The sequence below is a fragment of the Bacillus sp. FH genome (genome assembly GCF_052216825.1).
GTDB classification, from domain to species: domain Bacteria; phylum Bacillota; class Bacilli; order Bacillales; family Bacillaceae_G; genus Bacillus_A; species Bacillus_A paranthracis.
In genome coordinates, this window is the sequence record NZ_JBQOUU010000001.1 from 1075061 (window position 1) to 1098108 (window position 23048).

The 23048-nt window shown below is 37.4% G+C and carries 22 protein-coding genes; all 22 read right to left on the minus strand.

Features of this window, described 5'->3' with window-relative positions; translation table 11 throughout:
- Positions 1–241: 241 nt before the first annotated feature.
- A complete protein-coding gene (codY, locus tag ACTT1L_RS05645) occupies positions 242–1021 on the minus strand; it encodes a GTP-sensing pleiotropic transcriptional regulator CodY (protein ID WP_000421288.1) in 780 nt (259 codons plus the stop codon).
- A gap of 77 nt (positions 1022–1098) precedes the next feature.
- Positions 1099–2490, minus strand: coding sequence for an ATP-dependent protease ATPase subunit HslU (hslU, locus tag ACTT1L_RS05650; protein ID WP_000550081.1), 1392 nt, complete (start codon positions 2488–2490; stop codon positions 1099–1101).
- A 22-nt stretch (positions 2491–2512) separates the two neighbouring features.
- On the minus strand, positions 2513–3055 hold the full coding sequence (gene hslV, locus ACTT1L_RS05655; RefSeq protein WP_000526271.1) for an ATP-dependent protease proteolytic subunit HslV: 543 nt from the start codon (positions 3053–3055) through the stop codon (positions 2513–2515).
- Positions 3056–3097: 42 nt separating this feature from the next.
- Entirely contained in the window at positions 3098–3997 is a 900-nt protein-coding gene (gene xerC / locus ACTT1L_RS05660) for a tyrosine recombinase XerC (RefSeq protein WP_001101228.1), read from the minus strand.
- A gap of 65 nt (positions 3998–4062) precedes the next feature.
- The gene (gene trmFO / locus ACTT1L_RS05665; protein ID WP_001998091.1) at positions 4063–5367 is read right to left on the minus strand and encodes an FADH(2)-oxidizing methylenetetrahydrofolate--tRNA-(uracil(54)-C(5))-methyltransferase TrmFO; all 1305 of its coding nucleotides are present in this window, start codon (positions 5365–5367) and stop codon (positions 4063–4065) included.
- 50 nt (positions 5368–5417) lie between these two features.
- Positions 5418–7496 (minus strand): type I DNA topoisomerase, encoded by a 2079-nt coding sequence (gene topA / locus ACTT1L_RS05670; protein WP_001286973.1) that lies wholly within the window; start codon positions 7494–7496, stop codon positions 5418–5420.
- A 144-nt stretch (positions 7497–7640) separates the two neighbouring features.
- Entirely contained in the window at positions 7641–8510 is an 870-nt protein-coding gene (dprA, locus tag ACTT1L_RS05675) for a DNA-processing protein DprA (protein WP_061131599.1), read from the minus strand.
- An 87-nt stretch (positions 8511–8597) separates the two neighbouring features.
- Positions 8598–9500, minus strand: coding sequence for a succinate--CoA ligase subunit alpha (gene sucD / locus ACTT1L_RS05680; RefSeq protein WP_442821827.1), 903 nt, complete (start codon positions 9498–9500; stop codon positions 8598–8600).
- A 19-nt stretch (positions 9501–9519) separates the two neighbouring features.
- Positions 9520–10680 (minus strand): ADP-forming succinate--CoA ligase subunit beta, encoded by a 1161-nt coding sequence (gene sucC, locus ACTT1L_RS05685; protein WP_001020785.1) that lies wholly within the window; start codon positions 10678–10680, stop codon positions 9520–9522.
- A 193-nt stretch (positions 10681–10873) separates the two neighbouring features.
- Positions 10874–11647 (minus strand): ribonuclease HII, encoded by a 774-nt coding sequence (gene rnhB, locus ACTT1L_RS05690; RefSeq protein WP_001174725.1) that lies wholly within the window; start codon positions 11645–11647, stop codon positions 10874–10876.
- 51 nt (positions 11648–11698) lie between these two features.
- Entirely contained in the window at positions 11699–12589 is an 891-nt protein-coding gene (gene ylqF, locus ACTT1L_RS05695) for a ribosome biogenesis GTPase YlqF (protein WP_000236700.1), read from the minus strand.
- A 20-nt stretch (positions 12590–12609) separates the two neighbouring features.
- Complete coding sequence (lepB, locus tag ACTT1L_RS05700) at positions 12610–13161, minus strand: signal peptidase I (protein WP_000711857.1); 552 nt, start codon at positions 13159–13161, stop codon at positions 12610–12612.
- A 101-nt stretch (positions 13162–13262) separates the two neighbouring features.
- The gene (gene rplS / locus ACTT1L_RS05705) at positions 13263–13607 is read right to left on the minus strand and encodes a 50S ribosomal protein L19 (protein WP_001186516.1); all 345 of its coding nucleotides are present in this window, start codon (positions 13605–13607) and stop codon (positions 13263–13265) included.
- Positions 13608–13753: 146 nt separating this feature from the next.
- On the minus strand, positions 13754–14488 hold the full coding sequence (gene trmD, locus ACTT1L_RS05710) for a tRNA (guanosine(37)-N1)-methyltransferase TrmD (protein ID WP_000686892.1): 735 nt from the start codon (positions 14486–14488) through the stop codon (positions 13754–13756).
- Complete coding sequence (gene rimM / locus ACTT1L_RS05715) at positions 14488–15003, minus strand: ribosome maturation factor RimM (protein ID WP_044791576.1); 516 nt, start codon at positions 15001–15003, stop codon at positions 14488–14490. The genes trmD and rimM overlap by 1 nt, the downstream gene beginning before the upstream one ends.
- Before the next feature lie 120 nt (positions 15004–15123).
- Positions 15124–15351, minus strand: a complete 228-nt coding sequence (locus ACTT1L_RS05720) for a KH domain-containing protein (RefSeq protein WP_000737403.1) — start codon at positions 15349–15351, stop codon at positions 15124–15126.
- Positions 15352–15365: 14 nt separating this feature from the next.
- Complete coding sequence (rpsP, locus tag ACTT1L_RS05725) at positions 15366–15638, minus strand: 30S ribosomal protein S16 (RefSeq protein WP_000268750.1); 273 nt, start codon at positions 15636–15638, stop codon at positions 15366–15368.
- Between the two features lie 100 nt (positions 15639–15738).
- Positions 15739–17088, minus strand: a complete 1350-nt coding sequence (gene ffh / locus ACTT1L_RS05730) for a signal recognition particle protein (protein WP_000863461.1) — start codon at positions 17086–17088, stop codon at positions 15739–15741.
- A gap of 12 nt (positions 17089–17100) precedes the next feature.
- Entirely contained in the window at positions 17101–17433 is a 333-nt protein-coding gene (locus tag ACTT1L_RS05735) for a putative DNA-binding protein (protein WP_000891062.1), read from the minus strand.
- Positions 17434–17566: 133 nt separating this feature from the next.
- Positions 17567–18556 carry a signal recognition particle-docking protein FtsY gene (gene ftsY / locus ACTT1L_RS05740; protein WP_000007646.1) on the minus strand — a complete coding sequence of 330 codons (990 nt, stop codon included), beginning with the start codon at positions 18554–18556 and terminating at the stop codon, positions 17567–17569.
- Between the two features lie 15 nt (positions 18557–18571).
- Positions 18572–22141 carry a chromosome segregation protein SMC gene (gene smc, locus ACTT1L_RS05745; protein WP_000479000.1) on the minus strand — a complete coding sequence of 1190 codons (3570 nt, stop codon included), beginning with the start codon at positions 22139–22141 and terminating at the stop codon, positions 18572–18574.
- A 147-nt stretch (positions 22142–22288) separates the two neighbouring features.
- On the minus strand, positions 22289–23026 hold the full coding sequence (gene rncS, locus ACTT1L_RS05750; RefSeq protein ID WP_001146876.1) for a ribonuclease III: 738 nt from the start codon (positions 23024–23026) through the stop codon (positions 22289–22291).
- Between the last annotated feature and the right edge of the window lie 22 nt (positions 23027–23048).

Genomic DNA, 23048 nt, shown 5'->3' on the forward strand with positions numbered 1-23048 from the left:
TGACACCACTGCTTACTATATCATACTGAAATATTACAATCAAGTCGAAAATGCGAACAATGTAAAACTTTCTTTGTTCATACTCGAATTCTAGTATTACCAACCTACATTTCTTTTAAGCAAAAAAAGTGAAATGCAATTCATGGCCTTTCAAAAAAATGCGATTATGACGCTATGTACGAACAACATCAATCTGTTATACAAAAAAACTCTCCTCAAAAAATGAGAAGAGTTTTATAAATTAGTTTGTTTTTAATTTAGCAAGTTCATGTAAGAATTTGTCGTTTAGTACTTTAATGTATGTTCCTTTCATACCTAAAGAACGCGACTCAATTACACCAGCACTTTCTAATTTACGAAGTGCATTTACGATTACCGAACGAGTGATTCCTACGCGGTCAGCAATTTTACTTGCAACAAGTAAACCTTCTGTTCCGTTTAATTCTTCGAAGATGTGCTCGATTGCTTCTAACTCACTGTAAGATAATGAGCTGATCGCCATTTGAACAACAGCTTTGCTACGTGCTTCTTCTTCAATTTCTTCTGCTTTTTCACGTAAAATTTCCATACCTACAACAGTTGAGCTGTACTCAGCAAGAATTAAATCATCATCTAAGAACTCTTGACCAAGACGAGCTAAAACTAATGTACCTAGACGCTCACCGCCACCAACGATCGGTACGATTGTAGTTAAGCCTTGACCAAATAATTCTTTATTTTCTACTGGGAATGCTGTGTAAGCACTGTTTACATCTAAGTTTGAAGATGTTTCTGTAATGTTGAATAAGCTTTGTGTATACTCTTCTGGGAATTGACGCTCTGCAAGCATTTGTTTCATACGCTCATTCTCGATTTGTTGGTGAATTGCATAACCTAGTAATTTACCACGACGGCTTACTACGAATACGTTCGCTTCGATTACTTCACACATTGTGTCAGACATTTCTCTAAAGTTTACAGGCTTTCCTGCTGCGCTCTGTAATAACGCATTTAATTTTCTTGTTTTTGCTAATAATTCCATTTCAAAAGTTCCTCCTACATGTTACTCACATATTTTTTCATCACTTGGAAACTAGGGCGAGTCACCTGATGACACTATTACAAAATAAACTGGCTCACATCTTTATTTTTAGCAATCGTTGCTAATTTTTCCTCAACGTATTGAGGCGTTATCGTTATTTTCTCTAACGTAATTTCAGATGCTTCAAACGATAAATCTTCAAGGAGCTTCTCCATAATCGTATGAAGTCTTCTTGCTCCAATATTATCTGTATCCTGATTAACTTGATAAGCAATCTCAGCAATCTTACGAATAGCTTCGTCTGAAAATTCAATTTCTATACCTTCAGTCGCTAATAAAGCAATATATTGTTTAATTAACGCATTATCAGGCTCGATTAATATTTTAACAAAATCATCCGTCGATAATTTTGTTAATTCTACTCGAATCGGAAATCTCCCTTGTAATTCCGGAATCAAATCTGACGGTTTAGACATATGAAACGCTCCAGCTGCAACGAATAAAATATAATCCGTTTTTACTGATCCGTATTTTGTCGCAACATTTGATCCTTCTACAATTGGTAAAATGTCACGTTGCACACCTTCACGTGATACATCTACACTATTCGACTGCTTACCAGCAATTTTGTCAATTTCATCGATAAAAATAATCCCGAGCTGTTCAGCACGATAAACAGCCTCTTGTGTAACTTCATCCATATCAATTAAGCGCTGTGCTTCCTCATTTGTCAAGACTTTTCTTGCTTCTTTTACAGAAAGTTTACGTTTTTTTGTTTTTTTCGGCATAAAACTTCCTAATGCATCTTGAAAATTCATCCCCATTTGTTCCATGCCAGTTCCTTGCAGCATATCGAACATGGAAGACTGTTGTTCAGTCACTTCAATCGATACAATTTCATCTTCAAGAAGTCCTGCAGCAAGCTTTCTTTCCACATCTTGACGTTTCTTTTCGATTTCAACATCTTCCTGTGAATCTGTTGTTTGATTCGAATTTTGAGCGCCACCAAATAGCATTTCTAATGGGTTTTTAAATCCAGATTGCTTCTCCGGACTCGGCACTAAAATTTCAACAAGACGTTGGTTCGCTTGTTCTTCTGCTTTGTCTTGTACTTTTACTACCATTTCTTCTTTCACAATGCGAACTGACGTTTCCACAAGGTCACGTACCATCGATTCTACATCTCTACCTACATATCCAACTTCTGTAAATTTCGTGGCTTCAACCTTAATAAAAGGTGCTCCAACGAGTTTCGCCATTCGTCGTGCTACCTCTGTTTTACCAACACCTGTCGGTCCAATCATTAAAATATTTTTAGGTGCAATTTCATCACGTAGATTTTCAGCTAATTTACTTCGGCGGTATCGATTTCTTAAAGCTACAGCAACCGCTTTCTTCGCATCCTTTTGACCGATAATGTATTGATCTAATTTTTCCACAATTTGACGCGGAGTAAAATGTAAATGCATATAAAATGCCTCCCTTACGATTCTACAATTCTTCCACAATTATATTGTGGTTTGTATACACACAAATATCGCCTGCAATGTCTAAACTCGCTTTCGCAATTTGCTTCGCTGTTAAATGTTCACTTGCATATTGTTTTAAAGCACGACCTGCTGAAAGCGCATAATTTCCGCCAGATCCAATTGCTAAAATACCATCATCCGGTTCAATCACTTCTCCCGTACCTGAAACAAGGAGCATCGTTGTTTTATCCATGACAATGAGCATCGCTTCTAGCTGACGTAACATTTTGTCACCGCGCCATTGCTTCGCCATCTCAACAGCAGCACGCTGCAAGTTTCCATTATACTCTTCTAATTTCCCTTCAAACATTTCAAAAAGAGTAAATGCATCAGCAACTGAACCTGCAAAACCAGCTAAAACTTTCCCTTGAAAAAGTTTACGAACCTTACGAGCTGTATGTTTCATTACAACAGCATTTCCCATTGTCACCTGGCCATCTCCAGCCATTGCACATTCTCCATTATGATGAACTGCAAATATCGTTGTAGCGTGGAAATTTCCCATAGAAAAAACTCCTTTATATGTTTTTATAGCTTTAAAAGCAATTTATGCCCGTGGGTGATGCTTCATGTAGACAGAACGCAATCTTTCTTTAGAGACATGCGTATAAATTTGTGTCGTAGACAAATTTTCATGACCGAGTAGCTCCTGTACAGTACGTAAATCTGCCCCTTCATCTAACATATGTGTAGCAAATGTATGCCTTAACATATGAGGACTTATACGCATTGTCAGTGAAGCTTTCTTAATGAGTTCATTTAATACATAGCGTACTCCTCGACTTGTCAGCGGCGTGCCTTTCGCATTTAAAAATACCATATGAGATTGTTCTTCAGTTTTCTTGGCTAACTGTTTTCTCCCGTTCTCTATATAAGTAATTAAAGCATCTTGTGCATAGCTCCCGAACGGAATATACCTTTGTTTTTTTCCTTTTCCCATTACTAAAATTGTTCCCACCGCAAAATCAATATCGGTAAGTTGTAAATTGACACATTCACTCACACGGATCCCGGTCGCATACATCAACTCTAATAAAGCTTGATTCCTTTGACCTAACGGGGTTTCCGTATCAGAAACTTCAAATAATTCCTCTAATTCTTCAGCATATAAAAACTTTGGGATTGACAATTCTTTTTTGGGGAGTGACGCAAGTGCAAACGGATTATCCTTCCGATAACCTTCACGCATCAAAAAACGATATAAACTTCGTAAGCTTGATACTTTTCTTGCGACAGATTTACGGGCTAACTTTTCATCGTGCAACGTCGTTAAGTACAAACGAACATCCGCGTATGTAATATCTAAAAAAGAGGATATGCCTTCTCGCTCCATAAATTGCACAAAATGTTCTAAATCATTTTGATAACTTGCAATTGTATATTTTGAATAATTTCTTTCAATTTGTAAATATCCAACGAATAATTGTAACAATTTCTTCACATTCACACAATTCACCTCAATAAAGGCTACTAAATCGTATCACAACTTAGTAGCCTTTGCAAGAAATTTAACTAAATATTTACAAAATTTCGAATCGTTTCTAAAGCGCGTGCTGCATAGGCTTCATTACGTTCTGCTTTTTTCTTAATTTTCTTCTCTAACGGTGCAAACAGACCGAAGTTTGCATTCATTGGCTGGAAGTTTTTCGCGTTTGTCGCAGTAATATAATTCGCCATACTTCCCATTGCAGTTACAGGTGGCAATACAACCGGCTCTTCACCTTTTACAAGTCGAGCAGCGTTGATACCTGCTAGCAATCCTGAAGCCGCCGATTCAACATACCCCTCTACTCCAGTCATTTGACCAGCGAAGAATAAATCATCACGTTGTTTATATTGGTATGTTGGACGAAGTAAGTTAGGTGAATTAATAAACGTATTACGATGCATTACACCATAACGTACAATCTCTGCGTTTTCCAGTCCCGGAATCAACTGTAACACTTCTTTTTGCGGTCCCCATTTTAAATGCGTTTGGAAACCTACGATATTGTATAACGTCCCCGCTGCATCATCTTGACGTAACTGAACAACAGCATATGGCGTTTTCCCTGTTTTTGGATCTTCTAATCCAACAGGTTTCATCGGTCCAAATACTAGTGTTTGTCTTCCTCTACTTGCCATAACTTCTACCGGCATACAACCTTCAAAGAAAATTTCTTTTTCAAATTCTTTTAAAGGTACTGTTTCAGCAGCGATTAAAGCCTCGTAAAAACGGTCAAATTCCTCTTCCGTCATTGGACAGTTTAAATATGCCGCTTCACCTTTATCGTAACGAGATTTTAAATACACTTTATTCATATCAATGCTGTCTTTCTCAACAATCGGTGCTGCTGCATCATAGAAATAAAAGTAGTCTTCACCCGTTAATTCTTTTAATTGCGCAGAAAGATCAGGCGACGTAAGTGGACCTGTCGCAATAACAGTAGGACCTTCTGGAATTTCAGTGATTTCTTCATTCACCACAGTTACGTTCGGATGATTTTTCACATATTCCGTTACTTTTGCCGCAAATTCATGACGATCTACCGCTAAAGCCCCTCCTGCTGGTACAGAACACTCATCAGCTGCACGAATAATAACAGAATCCATTAAACGCATTTCTTCTTTAATAACACCAACAGCATTTGTTAATGTGTTTGCGCGAAGCGAGTTACTACATACTAATTCTGCAAATTTATCTGTGTGATGAGCTGGCGTTTGCCTTACCGGTCTCATTTCGTATAATCTTACTTGGACACCACGTTTTGCAATTTGGTAAGCTGCTTCACTTCCTGCAAGACCTGCGCCAATGACGTTTACTACTTGTGTTGTCATATATTTATCACCTTTCCTTTTCTTCCCGAAAAAAATGTGAGCAGTTACGCTCACATTTGTTGTTCTTCTTCATAATCACACGAAATACATTGTACTTGTACGCCTTTTTTCAACTTCTTCTCTACTAGCATACCTTCACACTTCGGACATTTACGGCCAATCGGCTTATCCCAAGATACAAAGTCACACTCTGGATACGTACCGCACCCATAGAAAAGACGTTTCTTTTTATTACTACGACGTTCAATAATTTGACCTTTATCACATTTCGGACAAGTAACACCGATTTCTTTCACAATCGGTTTTGTATTACGACAATCTGGGAAATTCGAGCAAGCCATAAATTTCCCGTATTTACCCATTTTAAAGACCATTGGGTGATTACATAATTCACAATCTTCCCCAGCTGGTTCATCTTTAATTTCCACTTCACGCATTTCTTTTTCCGCTTTTTCTAAACGCGGTTCAAATCCTACGTAGAAATCATCAACAATTTTTACCCAATTCGCATTTCCTTCTTCTACTTCATCGAGGCTTTGCTCCATGTTAGCAGTAAATTCAATGTTAATAATTTCCGGGAAAAACTCTAAAATAAGTTCAATTACTATTTCACCTAGTTCAGTTGGAACGAAGCGTTTATTATCCAAACCTACATATCCACGTTTTTGAATCGTTTCAAGTGTCGGTACGTAAGTCGACGGTCTTCCAATTCCAAGCTCTTCAAGTGTTCTTACTAAACGAGCCTCTGTATAGCGCGGCGGAGGTTGTGTAAAGTGTTGCTTCGGTTCTAAATCCTTCGAAAATACGGTTTCCCCTACTTCTAAAGGTGGCAACATCTTATCCTTTTCTTCAGCCCCATCATCTTTCGACTCTACATACACTTTCATAAATCCTGGGAACTTTACAACCGATCCACTTGAACGGAACTGAACATTATTATTAATGAGTCTCGCTGTCACAGTATCCATTATAGCAGACGCCATTTGACTTGCAACAAATCGCTCCCAAATCAATTTATACAATCGAAGTTGGTCACGACTTAAGAAACTCTTTAGTTCCTCTGGCTTTCTCATTACCGAAGTAGGACGAATTGCCTCATGCGCATCTTGTGCGTTCGACTTCTTCGTTTCTTTCTTCTTTTCTGTTCCTATGTATTCCGTACCAAACGCCTCAGTAATGTACGTACGTGCCTCTGTTTGAGCTGTTTCTGAGATACGTGTTGAATCAGTTCTCATATACGTAATAAGACCTACAGTTCCTTGTTTTCCAAGATCAATTCCTTCATACAATTGCTGCGCAAGCATCATCGTTTTCTTTGCTCGCATGTTTAACTTACGCGCCGCCTCTTGTTGCAAGGAAGATGTTGTAAATGGTAATGCTGGATTACGTTTTCGCTCTTTTCTCGTTACATTTTCAACTGAGAACGCATTATCTTTCAGCCGTTCAATTATTTCATTCACTTGTGTTTCATTCGTTAATTGAACTTTTTCACCATCTACACCGTAAAAGCTTGCTTCAAATGTGTCTTTCCCTTTCACAAATTCTGTCTTAATTGTCCAGAATTCTTCAGGCTCGAAACTTTGTATTTCTCTTTCACGTTCGATAATTAAACGAACTGCTACAGATTGTACGCGTCCTGCACTTAATCCTTTTTTTACTTTCTTCCATAATAAAGGACTAATATTGTAACCAACAAGACGATCTAGTATACGTCTTGCTTGTTGTGCATCTACTAAATTCATGTTAATCGCGCGAGGATGTTTGAATGATTCTTTTATTGCATCTTTTGTAATCTCATTAAACACAACTCGGCAATCTGATTCAACGTCCACATTTAACGTATTGGCTAAATGCCAAGCAATAGCTTCCCCTTCGCGGTCTGGATCGGCCGCGAGATAGACTTTCTTTGCTTTTTTTGCTGCTGATTTTAAGTCTTTTAAGACGGGACCTTTACCACGAATGGTAATATACTTCGGGGTGAAGTTGTTCTTTACTTCTATCCCCATTTGGCTTTTAGGTAAATCGCGAACGTGTCCCATAGACGCGACAACTTTGTATTTTTTCCCTAAATATTTCTCAATGGTCTTCGCCTTAGAAGGCGACTCCACGATTACGAGGTAATCTGACATGCTAGTGCCTCCTTAAGAGGTGGATTCAAGTCTTCATTAATCTTATTGATTTCTCTTGTTTTTGTCAATCAAGAATGAATATACCATACAGTGCCTATCTACCATTTGTCAATAATTGTTTAATAAAAACATAAAAATATAAGGTTAATTTAAAATCTCTTCCAGTATATCTTCTGCATTTCTTACTAGTTTCGCTCCTTGTTGAATGAGATGATTTGTTCCTGATGCACTATCTATAAATATAGGTCCAGGCAGTGCAAATACCTCTCTATTTTGCTCTAGAGCAAGGTCTGCGGTAATAAGTGTTCCACTTCTTGATTTCGCTTCTACAACTAAAACACCTTTACTTATGCCACTAATAATTCGATTCCTTTTTGGAAAATACCATTTTTTCGGTGCGTAGTGCGGAGGATACTCTGTTAATAACAATATATATTCATTCCACACTTCATATAAATATCGATTCTCTCTTGGATATATATACGATAATCCATGTCCTAGTATCGCAATTGTTGGGCAATGCCGTCTTACTGTAATTTCATGAGACATCGCATCTATCCCTCTTGCAAATCCACTGACAATAAGCCATTCTTTTTCTAATAATGGATGTAAAATAAATTTCAAACTTTCATATCCATATAAAGTCGGTTCTCTCGTTCCAACAACCGCTAATTTATTCACTTTATTGAGAAAATCTTTTTCTCCTTTTCCATATAATACAAAGGGAGGATCTTGTATTTCACGTAATAATTTTGGATAATCTTCATCCCATATTGTCATATAAAAGAATCGATTTTTCTCTAAATAAGATATATATTGTGGGAGATTTGAACTTTGAAGAAAATTTACTAATTCTGAAGATTTTTTCGAGGATATTCCAGTGTAACATTCAATTTGTTTTGCATTAAAATTGTATATTTCCTTCAATTCTGGATCGACATGTAATAGCCTCTCTATCGCCTTCCAATGGTCTGCTAACAAGTAATGAAGATGTAATAATCGTTCTCTTTTCATCCTAATTCTCCTTACCCATAATTTTTATTATGTTAACAAGAAGTTTGTAAAAAGACACCTTCAAGCAAGAAGGTGTCTTTCAACAGATTAGTAGTTTTTACAAGTCTCAAATAGACCTTTTTCTTTTAAGACAGAGATTAGCGTTTCACCCATAACTGCTGGAGTTTCCGCTACTTTAATACCACAAGCTTCCATCGTTTTAATCTTTTCTGCAGCAGTTCCTTTACCGCCAGAAATGATTGCACCAGCATGACCCATACGTTTGCCAGCAGGCGCTGTTTGGCCGCCAATGAAGCCTACAACCGGTTTTGTCATATTAGCTTTCACCCATTCAGCTGCCTCTTCTTCCGCTGTACCACCGATTTCACCAATCATAATTACAGCATGTGTTTCTTCATCTTCATTAAATGCTTTTAACGCATCAATAAAGTCTGTACCGTTAACAGGGTCTCCGCCGATACCTACAGCCGTAGATTGACCAATACCTTCTTTTGTTAACTGATGTACAGCCTCATACGTTAATGTACCAGAGCGAGATACGATACCTACATGACCTTTTTTATGAATGTACCCTGGCATAATACCAATTTTACATTCATCAGGTGTGATAACACCTGGGCAGTTCGGTCCAAGTAAACGTGTATGTTTACCAGCCATATATCTCTTTACATTTACCATATCTAATACAGGAATTCCTTCAGTAATACATACTACTAAATCAATTTCTGCATCAACTGCTTCCATAATTGCATCAGCCGCAAAAGCGGGTGGAACGTATACAACTGAAGCGTTTGCGCCTGTTGCTTTCACTGCATCTTCTACAGTATCAAATACTGGTACACCTTCAATATCAGTGCCACCTTTACCTGGCGTTACACCACCGACAATTTTCGTACCGTATTCTATCATTTGCTTTGTGTGGAATAACCCTTGAGAACCTGTAATACCTTGAACAATAACTTTTGTATCTTTATTAACTAATACGCTCATTTTTCTCCCCCGCTTTCTATTAGCCCACTAGTGAAACAATTTTTTGTGCACCGTCTGCCATAGATTCTGCTGCAACAATATTTAAGCCAGACTCATTTAAAATTTTCTTACCTAACTCTACGTTTGTACCTTCAAGACGTACAACTAAAGGCAATTCAAGACCTACTTGTTTCGTTGCTTCAATAACACCTTCTGCAATAACATCACACTTCATAATGCCACCAAAAATGTTAACGAAGATACCTTTTACATTTTTGTCAGAAAGGATAATTTTGAATGCTTCTGTAACCTTTTCAGCTGTCGCACCGCCACCAACATCTAAAAAGTTAGCTGGATCGCCATGGTAATGTTTAATGATATCCATAGTAGCCATCGCTAAACCTGCACCATTAACCATACAACCGATATTTCCATCTAAAGGAATGTAGTTTAAGTCATATTTAGAAGCTTCGATTTCTTTTGCATCTTCTTCATCAAGGTCACGAAGTTCTAAAATATCCTTATGGCGATATAAAGCATTAGAATCAAAGTTTAATTTCGCATCTAATGCCATAACTTTACCATCACCTGTTGTAACAAGTGGGTTAATCTCTGCGATAGAGCAATCTTTTTCGATAAAAGCACGGTATAAGCCCATCATAAACTTCACAGCTTGTCCTACAAGCTCTTTTGGAATATTGATGTTAAATGCAATTCGGCGTGCTTGGAAGCCTTGTAAGCCTACTGCTGGATCAATATATTCTTTAAAGATTTTTTCAGGTGTTTTTTCTGCTACTTCTTCAATTTCTGTTCCGCCTTCTTCAGAAGCCATTAAAACAACTTGAGAAGTTGCACGGTCTAAAACAAGACCTACATAATATTCTTTTTTAATATCGCAACCTTCTTCGATAAGTAAGCGTTTTACTTCCTTACCTTCAGGACCTGTTTGATGTGTCACAAGTGTAGTTCCTAAAATGCTCTCTGCATATGTACGAACTTCATCTAAATTTTTTGCAACTTTTACTCCGCCAGCTTTGCCGCGTCCACCAGCGTGAATTTGTGCTTTCACTACACATACATCCGTTCCTAATTCTTTCGCCGCTTCTACAGCTTCTTCTACTGTAAATGCAACCTTCCCGTTCGGAACGCTAACCCCATAGCTTCTAAGGACTGCCTTACCTTGGTACTCATGGATATTCATGGTCCCATCCTCCCCTGTTTTCCTGTTTTACTCGAAAAGTTTTTTAATGTTTAAAAAACATTACATTGCCATTGTATAAGATGATTGGCACGCTGTCTACAATAAAGTGTCAGAAAACTGAAATCGCTTTATTCTTTTTGGAAAATAGTAATGTTTATATGTCAAAATACAAAATAAGCTGCGTTTTCGCAGCTTATTTTTGAATCATATCTTTAATTGGCGCAAACGATTTTCGATGTTCTTCTAATATGCCATGCGCTTCAATCGCTTCTAAATGTTGTTTTGTGCCATATCCCATATGTTGTTCAAATCCATATGCAGGATACTTTTCTCCAAGCTCTTTCATCATACGATCTCTCGTTACTTTCGCAATAATGGATGCAGCTGAAATAGAAATACTTTTTGCATCACCTTTAATAATAGATGTTTGCGGAATTGGTGTAGGGAGTTTCATCGCATCAATTAATAAATATTGTGGTGTACAAGATAAATTCGCAACAGCATCTAACATCGCTTGTTTCGTCGCTTGATAAATATTTATTTCATCAATAACTTGCGGTGATACAATTCCAACTCCAATTGCAATTGCTTGCGCTTTAATTTCATCATAAAAACGCTCACGTTTCGCTTCACTCAACTTTTTCGAGTCATTTAACCCCGGAATATAAAAATCCTTAGGAAGAACGACAGCTGCCGTCACAACAGGCCCAGCTAACGGTCCACGACCTACTTCATCTATACCTGCGATATATGTGAGACCTTTTTCACGTAATGCATTTTCATATTTAGACATTTCTAGAAATTTTTCTTTTTCCTTTTGTGCTAACTCTTTTTGTTTATACCACTTCGAAATGAGCTTTTGTACCCCTTTTCGCTCATCTTTCATTAATATCTGAAAGCGGTCGTCCTCTTCACTCATAATTTCTTGTAGTAAATGTTCCGCCTCTTGAATCGTCACTTTTTGCATTCATGCCACTCCCTTTATATACAAAAAAGAAAAGACGTACAAACGCACGTCTTATACTTCTTCTACTTTTTCTGCATCTTCTGTCTGCTCTGCAAACTCTTCTGGTGTTTCAAACGTCATTTTTCCAAGTTTGCCACCACGAAGCTCACGAAGTACAAGTTCAGATGTTTTATCATAATCAATCATTCCGCCGCCCATTAAACAGCCTCTATTTTTTCCAATCGCATCAAATAACTCCACGATATCTTCTGGAATGTCATTTAAATTATAGCGCTCTTTTAATCGCTCTGGGTAATGTTTCTCCATAAAACGTAGCGCATAAACAGCTACGTCTTGTAGATTTAAAATAGAATCTTTAATTGCACCAGTCGTAGCTAGACGTAATCCAACTAATTGGTCCTCAAATTTAGGCCATAGTATACCTGGTGTATCAAGTAATTCCATTTCCTTCCCAACTTTAATCCATTGCTGAGCTGTTGTCACACCAGGACGATCTCCTGTTTTAGCAATATTTTTCTTCGCTAACTTATTAATCAACGTAGATTTACCAACATTCGGTATCCCCACAATTAATGCACGAATCGCTCTCGGTCTAATACCTTTTGCAACCATTTTATCAAATTTCTCTTTCACTAACACTTTACAAGCCGCTGCAATTTCCTTCATACCTTGTCCAGCCTGTGCGTTAATTGAAATTGCCATATGGCCTTTTTCTTTAAAATATGCGATCCATTGCTTTGTTAAACGATCATCTGCCATATCCGCTTTATTTAAAACAACAAGCCTCGGTTTATGTGTAATAATCTCATCGATCATCGGATTTCGAGAAGATAAGGGTAATCGAGCATCTACAAGCTCAATTACAACATCAATTAACTTTAATTTTTCTGTTACTTGGCGTCTAGCCTTTGCCATATGTCCCGGGAACCATTGAATTACCATGTTGCCACCTTCTTTTTCTTTTATTTCACAATACGAGCATCTTTTAACGGCCAATATAGTATATTTGCCTTTCCAATCACTTGGTCCATTGAAATTGTACCAATCGAACGGCTATCTTTACTAAAACGACGATTATCGCCTAAAACAAATAATTGACCTTCTGGAACAGTTTTCTTTCCTGTCATTTCTTCAAGAGTGAAATCATATGTAAGCGGTCCGTCAGCAATTTGTTTTTTCTGCTTGTCTAAATACGGCTCCTCATAAGCCTTTCCGTTAACATATAGTTTATCATTACGATACTCTATTTCATCGCCTGGCAGGCCGATAATACGCTTAATATAATCTTTATCTTCCGTTGCTCGGAATACAATAATATCAAATCGTTTCGGATCTCCTATGTGATAACCAATTTTATTAACAATCATTCGATCGCGATCATGTAATGTAGACGCCATCGATACTCCATCTACGAGAATTGGCGCAAAGAAAAACTGTCTAATAACACCTGCTAATACAACAGCTATCAAAATTGCCTTGATCCATTCCCAAAGTGAACTCTTTTCTTTCTTCATGCTTTTCCCCTCCACGATTATGTAAGCTGATCGTATTATATCAAAATTTTATATAGATTGGAAAAAGGGAGCTTGTGCATTTACAAGCTCCCATACATGTCTTATCGAATTTCTTTAATACGTGCTTTTTTACCGCGAAGGTTACGTAAGTAGTATAACTTAGCACGACGTACTTTACCACGGCGAAGTACTTCGATTTTCGCGATTCTTGGCGTGTGAACTGGGAATGTACGCTCTACACCTACACCGTAAGAAATCTTACGAACTGTGAATGTTTCACTGATTCCGCCACCACGACGTTTAATTACAACACCTTCGAAAAGCTGAATTCTTTCACGAGTTCCCTCAACTACTTTTACGTGTACACGTAAAGTGTCTCCAGGACGGAATGAAGGAAGGTCAGTTTTTAATTGGCCTTTTGTAATTTCTGCGATTAATTGTTGCATATTAAATTCTCTCCTTTAAACAGATGCTCTTATAAAGTCTAAATAAATTACAGCGGAACATCGTTAATACGGCTACTGATTTCAGCAGCACAAGTGTTATAATAGCATATTGCTAAGGCTGTTGCAATAGAAAATATATCAAGCACTTATTTGCCTTCTTTAATCTGTTCTAGCCACTTCTTTTCTTGCTTAGACAATTCTCGTTCTTCTAGTAAATCCGGTCTACGCGTGTACGTACGACGCAACGATTCTTTATGTCGCCATTCATCAATATTTTTATGATTTCCCGACATTAATACATCTGGCACTTTCATACCACGAAAATCAGCTGGACGTGTATAATGAGGATGCTCTAATAAACCTGTACTAAACGAATCCTCGACTTGTGAAGCATGATTTCCTAGTACTCCTGGAAGGAGACGTACGACACTATCAGTTATAACCATAGAGGCTAACTCTCCACCCGTTAATACATAGTCACCGATAGAAATCTCATCTGTTACGAGATGTTCACGAATTCGTTCGTCATATCCTTCATAATGCCCACATACAAAGATTAAATGTTCTTCCTCTGCAAGCTCTTCCGCTTTCTTCTGAGTAAACCTTTCACCTTGCGGACACATTAAGACAACTCGCGGCTTCCGCTCTGTCTCTTTCGTTAAATCTTCTACAGCATCAAAAATAGGCTGAGGAGTTAACACCATCCCAGCGCCGCCACCATACGGATAATCATCCACACTATTATGCTTACTCGTTGTATAATCGCGGAAATTGACAACACGAAGCTCTACCGCTTCTTTTTCTTGTGCTTTCTTTAAAATTGAAGATCCAAACACACCTGTAAACATATCTGGAAACAAAGTTAAAATGTCAATTTTCATTATAGTAGCCCTTCCATTACATGAATGGTTACTAATTTATTCTCAATGTTAACTTGAAGCACAACATCATCAATATAAGGAATTAACAAATCTTGACCTTTTGGACGTTTAATTACCCAAACATCATTTGCACCAGGAGATAGAACTTCTTTTATTGTCCCTAGCACTTCTCCTTCTTCCGTTACAACGTTGCAACCAATAATTTCATGATAGTAGTATTCACCTTCAGCTAGTTCGCCTAATTGATCTTCAGGCACTTTTAAAAGAGAACCTTTAAACTGTTCTACTTCATTTACATTCCCATATCCTTCAAATGTCAATAAATCAAATGTTTTATGTTGACGATGAGAAGTAATCTTTACTGGGAAAGGCTCTCCACCTTTTTCATTCGATATGTATAACGTATTCCCTACTTTATATCGCTCTTCTGGAAAATCCGTACGAGAAACCACACGAATTTCTCCTTTTACGCCATGAGTATTTACAATTTTTCCTACGTTAAACCATTTTGTCATAAACAGTATGTCACCCCTGGTTTCTATATAAATTAAGCATCCCCATTTCACATATGGAACATGCAACTTCTCTTTAAATGTTAAAAAAGGGAGAGGAATAACTCCTCGCCCTTTTTACGTTTATTGAATTTCCAGTGTTACTTTTTCACTATTGTGATGTCCCACTGAATACAAGAGCATTCGAATTGCTTTCGCAACTTTCCCTTGTTTTCCAATGACTTTTCCAACATCCTCAGGATGTACAGTTAATCGATACTTTATCTCTCCGTTGTAAAGTTCCTGTGTAACTTTTACATCTTCAGGATAATCGACAAGAGGCTTGACAATCGTCTCGACTAACTTCTTCATAGTCATTGCCTCAATTACTTACCTTGTTTAGATAAGTGGAATTTCTCCATGATACCTTGGTTAGAGAATAAGTTACGAACTGTATCAGATGGTTTAGCACCATTTCCTAACCATTTTAATGCTGCTTCTTCGTTGATCTTAACTTCAGCTGGTTGAGCAACCGGATTGTAAGTACCGATTTCCTCAATGAAACGTCCGTCACGAGGAGAACGAGAATCTGCAACAACTACACGATAGAAAGGAGTTTTTTTAGCTCCCATACGTTTTAAACGAATTTTAACTGCCATTTATAAAGCACCTCCGAATTTATTTCACACAGATAATTATATTAGCAAAAAGACTATTGCTTTGTAAAGTATTTTTTCTTAACAGAGCCATCTTTTTTCCTTACATGAATGGAAACTTCAATCCACCTAGTCCTTTTTTCTTACCTTTTTGCATTCCAGTCATCGTTTTCATCATTTTTTTCATATCATCAAATTGCTTGATTAAACGATTGATTTCTTGTACCGTTGTACCGCTACCTTTGGCAATGCGTTTTTTGCGACTAGCATTGATTATTTCCGGTTGTTCTCGCTCTAATTTAGTCATAGAACGAATAATTGCCTCAATATGCCCAATTTGTTTTTCATCAACTTGTGCATTTTTCAGCCCTTTAATTTTATTTGCACCAGGAAGCATTCCTAACAATTCATCAAGCGGTCCAAGTTGACGCACTTGTCCAAGTTGTTCTAGGAAATCGTCAAGTGTAAACGAAAGCGTACGCATTTTTTGCTCAAGTTCTTTTGCTTTCTCTTCATCAACTGTAGCTTGCGCTTTTTCAATTAACGTTAAGACGTCTCCCATCCCTAAAATACGGGATGCCATACGTTCTGGATGGAACGCTTCAAGTGCATCTAGTTTTTCACCCATACCAGCAAATTTAATTGGCGTATTTGTAACAGCTTTAATAGATAATGCCGCACCACCGCGCGTATCACCATCCAGCTTCGTTAATACAACCCCTGTTAAACCTAGCTGTTCATGGAAACTTTGTGCAACATTAACCGCGTCTTGTCCTGTCATCGCATCGACAACAAGGAAAATTTCATCCGGTTTCGCAACTTCTTTCACTTTCGCTAATTCATCCATTAGTTCTTCATCAATATGCAGGCGACCTGCTGTATCAATTAAAACATAATCATGATGATCTTCTTTCGCTTTTGCAATCGCTTGTTTCGCAATTTCAACAGGACTTACTTGATCTCCTAAAGAGAATACAGGCATGTCCAATTGCTTCCCTAATGTTTCAAGCTGTTTAATCGCTGCAGGACGGTAAATATCCGCCGCAACAAGCATTGGTTTACGATTATGCTTTTTACGAAGCAAATTCGCAAGCTTACCTGTCGTCGTTGTTTTACCTGCACCTTGCAGACCAACCATCATAATAACAGTCGGTGGCTTATTAGCAACAGCAATTTTGCTTTGCTCTCCGCCCATAAGTTCTGTAAGTTCTTCCTGTACAACCTTAATTACTTGTTGTCCAGGTGTCAAACTTTTCATTACATCTTGTCCGACAGCACGTTCAGATACACGCTTTACAAAATCTTTTACTACTTTAAAGTTAACGTCCGCTTCTAAAAGAGCTAGACGAACTTCTCTCATCATTTCTTTCACATCGGCTTCAGAAACTTTCCCTTTGCCGCGGATTTTTTGCATCGTCTGTTGAAGTCGGTCGGCTAATCCTTCAAATGCCATATTGCCGCCCTCCTAATCTAATTTTTCGATAGCTTCAACAACTTGTTTCATTTCTTCATTCACATGCTCTTCTTCGCTGATTAGCTGTTTTAGCTTTGCAACAAGTCGCTGTCGCTCTTGAAACTTTTGAAGTAATACTAATTTTTCTTCATATTCTTCAAGCATCGCTTCAGTCCGTTTAATGTTATCATACACGGCTTGGCGACTTACATCAAATTCTTCCGCAATTTCACCAAGAGATAAATCATCTAGATAATAAAGCGACATATAACTTCTTTGTTTTTGCGTTAACAACGATTGATAAAAATCAAATAAATAGTTCATTCTCGTTGTTTTTTCGAGCATGTTGGATCATCCTTTGTTAAGTGATTTCCCTTTACATGAATTAGTTTACATGGAGTACAAAAGAGTGTCAAGTTTTTTTCTTAACATCTCATATTTTTATAGAAAAAGAAGCGGAAAATACCGCTTCTTTCACTTATACTTCTTCTGTTTCTACTAAGTTCGCAAATAAACCATATACATATTGTTCTGGATCGAACTGTTGCAGATCATCCATTTGCTCTCCTAATCCAACGAATTTCACCGGTACATCCATTTCGTTACGAATTGCTAATACAATACCACCTTTAGCAGTTCCATCTAACTTCGTTAAAACAATACCAGTCACATTCGTTGCTTCACGGAATGTTTTCGCTTGACTTAAACCGTTTTGTCCTGTTGTTGCATCAATAACAAGTAATACTTCATGAGGAGCTCCTGGTACTTCACGCTCAATTACACGCTTTACCTTCTCTAACTCTTTCATTAAGTTTACTTTATTTTGTAAACGTCCTGCTGTATCACATAGTAATACATCTACTTTACGTGCTTTTGCAGCTTGTACAGCGTCATACATAACCGCTGCTGGATCAGACCCTGATCCTTGTTTAATCACTTCTACCCCAACGCGATCGCCCCATACTTCTAATTGTTCAATCGCTCCAGCACGAAATGTATCTCCTGCTGCTAATAAGACAGACTTACCTTCTGATTTAAACTTATGAGCCATCTTACCAATTGTTGTCGTTTTACCTACACCATTCACACCAACAAATAAAACAACTGTCAATCCATCCTTTTGCTCATTAATTTCATTAGTAAAATCACTGTCACCTTTATAAATCTCTATTAATTTTTCCGAAATAACAGCTTGTACTTCTTTTGGATCTTGAATATTACGACGTTGCACTTCTTCTTTCAGCTGGTCGATTAATTCCATCACTGTCGAAACGCCAACATCTGCACCGATTAAAATTTCTTCTAATTCTTCGAAGAAATCTTCATCTACTTTACGGTAACGAAAGACTAAATCATTTACTTTATCTGCAAACGAATTTCTCGTTTTTTCTAATCCTTGTTTAAACTTCTCTGTTACCGTATCTGTTTGTTTTGAAATTTTTTCTTTTAGTTTTTTAAAAAAGCTCATACTGTCCCATCCTTTCTATTTGCTTGCAACTAGTTCTTCTCCATCATCTAAACGAACCGAAACAAGTTTAGATACCCCTGACTCTTGCATTGTTACACCGTACAATACGTCAGACTCTTCCATTGTACCTTTTCTATGTGTAATTACAATAAACTGTGTCTCATCACTAAATTTCTTTAAATACTGAGCAAAACGGGCAACGTTTGCCTCATCAAGAGCAGCCTCTACCTCATCTAATACACAGAATGGGACTGGGCGTACTTTTAAAATACCAAATAGCAGCGCAATTGCCGTTAAAGCACGCTCTCCACCTGAAAGTAAACCTAAGTTTTGCAGTTTCTTCCCTGGCGGTTGCGCTACGATATCAATACCCGTATTTAATAAGTCCTCTGGATTCGTCATAACTAAATCCGCTCTACCGCCTCCAAATAATTCAGAGAACACCGATTGAAACTCCATTCGAATTCCTTCAAACGTAGTAGAAAAGCGTTTTTTCATTTCTTCATCCATTTCAGTAATAAGTTGGTGCAATGTCGTTTTTGCTTCTTCTAGATCATCTTTTTGCTCTAGTAAGAATGTATGACGCTCTGCCACACGCTCATACTCATCAATTGCTCCTAAGTTTACTGTACCTAGCTCTTCGATGGAGAGTTTAATTAGTTTCACCTTTTTACGTGCATCCTCAGCAGGCATCACCATTGTATACTTCAGTTTTGCCGCTTCAAATGAAATCGTATATGTTTCACGTAAATGTTGTAATCTATTTTCTAACTCTACATCAAGTCGGTTTATTTTTACCTCTTGATCTTTCAACATCTCAAGAATGTATTTATGTTTACCTGTTGTTTCTTTCAGGTTACGCTCTAACTGTTCTACTCTCTCTTGTAACGATACACGTTGTTCACGACGAGAGCGAATTAACTCTGAAGTTTGATTACGATCATATGCTTTCTTCTCAATCATATTCGTAATTTGTTCTTCACCACTTGAATTCGATGTCATTTCTTGTTTTAAGAATGCTAAATCCTCTTTCGTTTTGACAAGCGTTGCATCGGTTTCTTCTTTTTCCTTCGTCAATCGTTCTACTTTTTCTTTTTGATTAGATAAGCGTTGTTGCTTTTCAGCTGCTAACACTTTTAACTCAGTCATTTCTTTTTGAACTTTTTCTTTCGAAGAATGTTGCTCACTTTTTTGTTTTGTTAAAGCTGTGATTTTGCTATCTAATTCCGTAATCTCTGCCTGAAGAGTCGCTAAAATCTTTTCTAACTCTTCTTTACGGCCTTGCATTTTCACTTGGTCTTGCAAGAACCCTTCAATCTCTAAATCGTAAATAGATAACCGATCATTAATACGATGTTCTTCTAATTCTAAGCGACTAATTTCTTCTCTTAATTTCTGTTCATCTACACGCTCTGCTTCTACACTTTGCCTTAGTTCGCGTATTTGCACTTCTTTTTCTTGAATCTCTTGTTTTACTGCTTTAACAAAGTTTTCTAACTTCGTTGTTTTTTCTTCCATATCAGTTAACTTACTCGTCCACTCTTCTAGTTCACGTTGACGTCCTAATAAAGATGATTTCGCCTGTTTTACCGCTCCACCCGTCATAGAACCGCCAGGGTTTACTACATCACCTTCGATTGTTACAATGCGATAACGGTATTGCAATTGTTTCGCCAACTCATTCGCTCCGCGTAAATCTTTTGCAACAATAACAGTACCTAATAAATTTGAAACTACATTTTCATATTTATTGTTATATTGCACGAGTTCTGCTGCCACACCTACAAACGATGGGTGCTGATTTACAATACGTAATTGCTCAAATGATAACGATCTACCTTTAATAACAGCTTGCGGTAAAAACGTTGCTCGTCCATGTTTATTTTGTTTTAAAAACGCAATTGCATTACGAGCATGTTCTTCTTTTTGTACAACTATATGCTGCATCGCTGCACCTAGAGCAATTTCCATTGCAATTTCATATTCTTTCGGTACCGTTAGCAGTTCTGCAACAGCACCCTCAATACCTTGCAACCTATTTTCTCTAGCTTTCAATACTTCACGTACCCCTTGATAGAAACCAGAGTAGTCCTCTTGCATCTCTTCTAGCATTTCTTTTCGAGAACGTGCCTGTTGTACAAATTGATATGCTTGATACAGTTTTGTTTCGTTTTCACTATACTGCGCCTTGCATTTCCCAAGTGCCGCTTCTGTCTTTTGTATATTCGAAAGGATTCCAGCTACTTTTTCTTTTACTTGTTCATAACTTTCCACAAGTTTTGTCTTTTTCGCTGTAATTTCCATACGCATTTCTACATATTTCGCATTTTCTTCATCAAGGCGTTCATTTTTTGAGTTTTGTTGTTTAGATTGTTCTTCAATCATAGATAACTCATTACGATGACTAGCTTGTTGATTTAAAAGTTCAATATAGTCACCTTTTAAATTCTCAATTTGCTCTTCTAAATTGTCAGCAAACGTTGCAAGTAATTGCTCATTATCATGCAATTTCGTCTCCAACTCTTTTACATGATTTACAAATTGCATCAATACTTCTGTACTCGATTCAATTTCACCATCATAACTTGTAGCTTTCTCTGTTAATTCAACAATTAACTGTTCGAGTTGTGCACAATGCGTCGTTGCATTTTGCTTTCTCTCTTTTAATAGCTCACGCTGTCCTTCTAACTTTTCTAGTTCTTTACTAGAAAGCAAAAGTACTTCTTGCAGGGAATCTACAGACTCATCTACTGCTTGTAATTGGCCTCGTAATTCCTCTAGCTCTTCTTCACCTTTTTGTAAATGCGTTGACATTTTCGCTTCTTCGTTTTTATTATGCCCAAACTGATTTCGAAGCGCTTCCCATTTCTCATGTAATTCTTCAATTTCATGTACAATAAGCGCCGCTTCTACTTTCTCTAATTCTTCTTTTTTCTCGAGATAATCCTTTGCAATAGAAGCTTGTCTTTCTAAAGGTTCTACTTGACTACTTAATTCGTGAATTATATCTTGTACACGATTTAAGTTTTCTTGTGTGTCTGCTAATTTACCTTCAGCTTTCTTTTTACGAAGTTTGTATTTCAGCACTCCCGCCGCTTCTTCAAATACACCACGACGTTCTTCTGATTTACTACTTAAAATTTCTTCAACTTTCCCCTGGCTAATAATCGAAAAAGCTTCTCTTCCCATACCAGAGTCCATAAATAAATCGATAATATCTTTCAACCTGCATGATTGTTTATTAATATAAAAATCACTATCACCAGAACGAGATACACGACGCGTTACACACACCTCATTATATTCAATCGGTAAACGTTGATCTTCATTATTTAAAGTTAATGTTACTTCAGCAACATTAACCGCTCTTCTCGTATCACTACCTGCAAAAATAATATCTTCCATCTTTGCACCACGTAATGATTTTGCCGATTGTTCACCAAGTACCCAACGAATGGCATCAGTAATATTACTTTTCCCGCTTCCATTAGGTCCTACTACAGACGTTACACCTGGGACAAAATCGACAGATACACGCTCAGCAAAAGACTTAAATCCTGCTATTTCTAATCTTTTTAAAAACACGAAAGGCCTTCCTCCTATTCTCCGTTGCTATAAATGTTGTTTATACAAAAACAAACGATTATACGGATTTCATTTCCTTACATTTATAAACGAAAGGAAAGTTTCATTCTATGCACAAGGAATCCCCCTCATTCAAAGGGGGATTCCTTATAGTTGTTCTTTTAACTTTTTCAACGCTTCTGCAGCAGCTTGTTGCTCTGCTTCTTTTTTCGACTTGCCACTACCAAGACCTAAGGCCACGTTATTTAACGTAACACGTGACACAAATTCTCGATTGTGAGCCGGTCCTTTTTCTTGCAAAATTTGATACTCAATATTGCCACTACCATCACGCTGAATCAACTCTTGTAATTGACTCTTATAATCCATCACATGAGAAAAAGCACCTTCATTAATTTTAGGGTATACAATTTCTTTTAAGAAGCCCCATACTGTTTCTAACCCTTGATCAAGATAAAGGGCACCAATAAACGCTTCAAAGACATCCGCTAATAAAGCTGGTCGTTCACGTCCGCCTGTCATTTCCTCACCTTTTCCTAATAAAACTAGGCTACCAAATGACAACTCGTTTGCAAAACGAACAAGAGATGGTTCACATACAATAGCTGCACGTAGTTTTGTTAACTCTCCTTCGCTCATTGTCGGATATTTTTGAAACAGATACTGCGATACAGTAAGTTCCAATACTGCATCTCCAAGAAATTCGAGACGCTCATTGTCTTCATGCGGTTTTTTTCGATGCTCATTCACATACGATGAATGCGTAAATGCTTGAATCAATAATTTTTCATCTGTAAACGTAATACCTATTTTTTCTTGAAATACTTTAAACGCTTCACGATATTTTGTTTCGTATTTTTTTTCTCTATATTTACGGTACGGCATAGGTCCCTCCAGATATAAGCCG

Excerpts from the sequence above, each read along its gene's own strand:
- codY (WP_000421288.1), bottom strand. The coding sequence starts at position 1,021 with ATGGAATTATTAGCAAAAACAAGAAAATTAAATGCGTTATTACAGAGC.
- hslU (WP_000550081.1), bottom strand. The coding sequence starts at position 2,490 with ATGCATTTACATTTTACTCCGCGTCAAATTGTGGAAAAATTAGATCAA.
- hslV (WP_000526271.1), bottom strand. The coding sequence starts at position 3,055 with ATGGGAAATTTCCACGCTACAACGATATTTGCAGTTCATCATAATGGA.
- trmFO (WP_001998091.1), bottom strand. The coding sequence starts at position 5,367 with ATGACAACACAAGTAGTAAACGTCATTGGCGCAGGTCTTGCAGGAAGT.
- topA (WP_001286973.1), bottom strand. The coding sequence starts at position 7,496 with ATGTCAGATTACCTCGTAATCGTGGAGTCGCCTTCTAAGGCGAAGACC.
- dprA (WP_061131599.1), bottom strand. The coding sequence starts at position 8,510 with ATGAAAAGAGAACGATTATTACATCTTCATTACTTGTTAGCAGACCAT.
- sucD (WP_442821827.1), bottom strand. The coding sequence starts at position 9,500 with ATGAGCGTATTAGTTAATAAAGATACAAAAGTTATTGTTCAAGGTATT.
- sucC (WP_001020785.1), bottom strand. The coding sequence starts at position 10,680 with ATGAATATCCATGAGTACCAAGGTAAGGCAGTCCTTAGAAGCTATGGG.
- rnhB (WP_001174725.1), bottom strand. The coding sequence starts at position 11,647 with ATGCAAAAAGTGACGATTCAAGAGGCGGAACATTTACTACAAGAAATT.
- ylqF (WP_000236700.1), bottom strand. The coding sequence starts at position 12,589 with ATGGTAATTCAATGGTTCCCGGGACATATGGCAAAGGCTAGACGCCAA.
- lepB (WP_000711857.1), bottom strand. The coding sequence starts at position 13,161 with ATGAAGAAAGAAAAGAGTTCACTTTGGGAATGGATCAAGGCAATTTTG.
- rplS (WP_001186516.1), bottom strand. The coding sequence starts at position 13,607 with ATGCAACAATTAATCGCAGAAATTACAAAAGGCCAATTAAAAACTGAC.
- trmD (WP_000686892.1), bottom strand. The coding sequence starts at position 14,488 with ATGAAAATTGACATTTTAACTTTGTTTCCAGATATGTTTACAGGTGTG.
- rimM (WP_044791576.1), bottom strand. The coding sequence starts at position 15,003 with ATGACAAAATGGTTTAACGTAGGAAAAATTGTAAATACTCATGGCGTA.
- ACTT1L_RS05720 (WP_000737403.1), bottom strand. The coding sequence starts at position 15,351 with ATGAAGAAGTTAGTCGAGACGATTGTCAAGCCTCTTGTCGATTATCCT.
- rpsP (WP_000268750.1), bottom strand. The coding sequence starts at position 15,638 with ATGGCAGTTAAAATTCGTTTAAAACGTATGGGAGCTAAAAAAACTCCT.
- ffh (WP_000863461.1), bottom strand. The coding sequence starts at position 17,088 with ATGGCATTTGAAGGATTAGCCGACCGACTTCAACAGACGATGCAAAAA.
- ACTT1L_RS05735 (WP_000891062.1), bottom strand. The coding sequence starts at position 17,433 with ATGCTCGAAAAAACAACGAGAATGAACTATTTATTTGATTTTTATCAA.
- ftsY (WP_000007646.1), bottom strand. The coding sequence starts at position 18,556 with ATGAGCTTTTTTAAAAAACTAAAAGAAAAAATTTCAAAACAAACAGAT.
- rncS (WP_001146876.1), bottom strand. The coding sequence starts at position 23,026 with ATGCCGTACCGTAAATATAGAGAAAAAAAATACGAAACAAAATATCGT.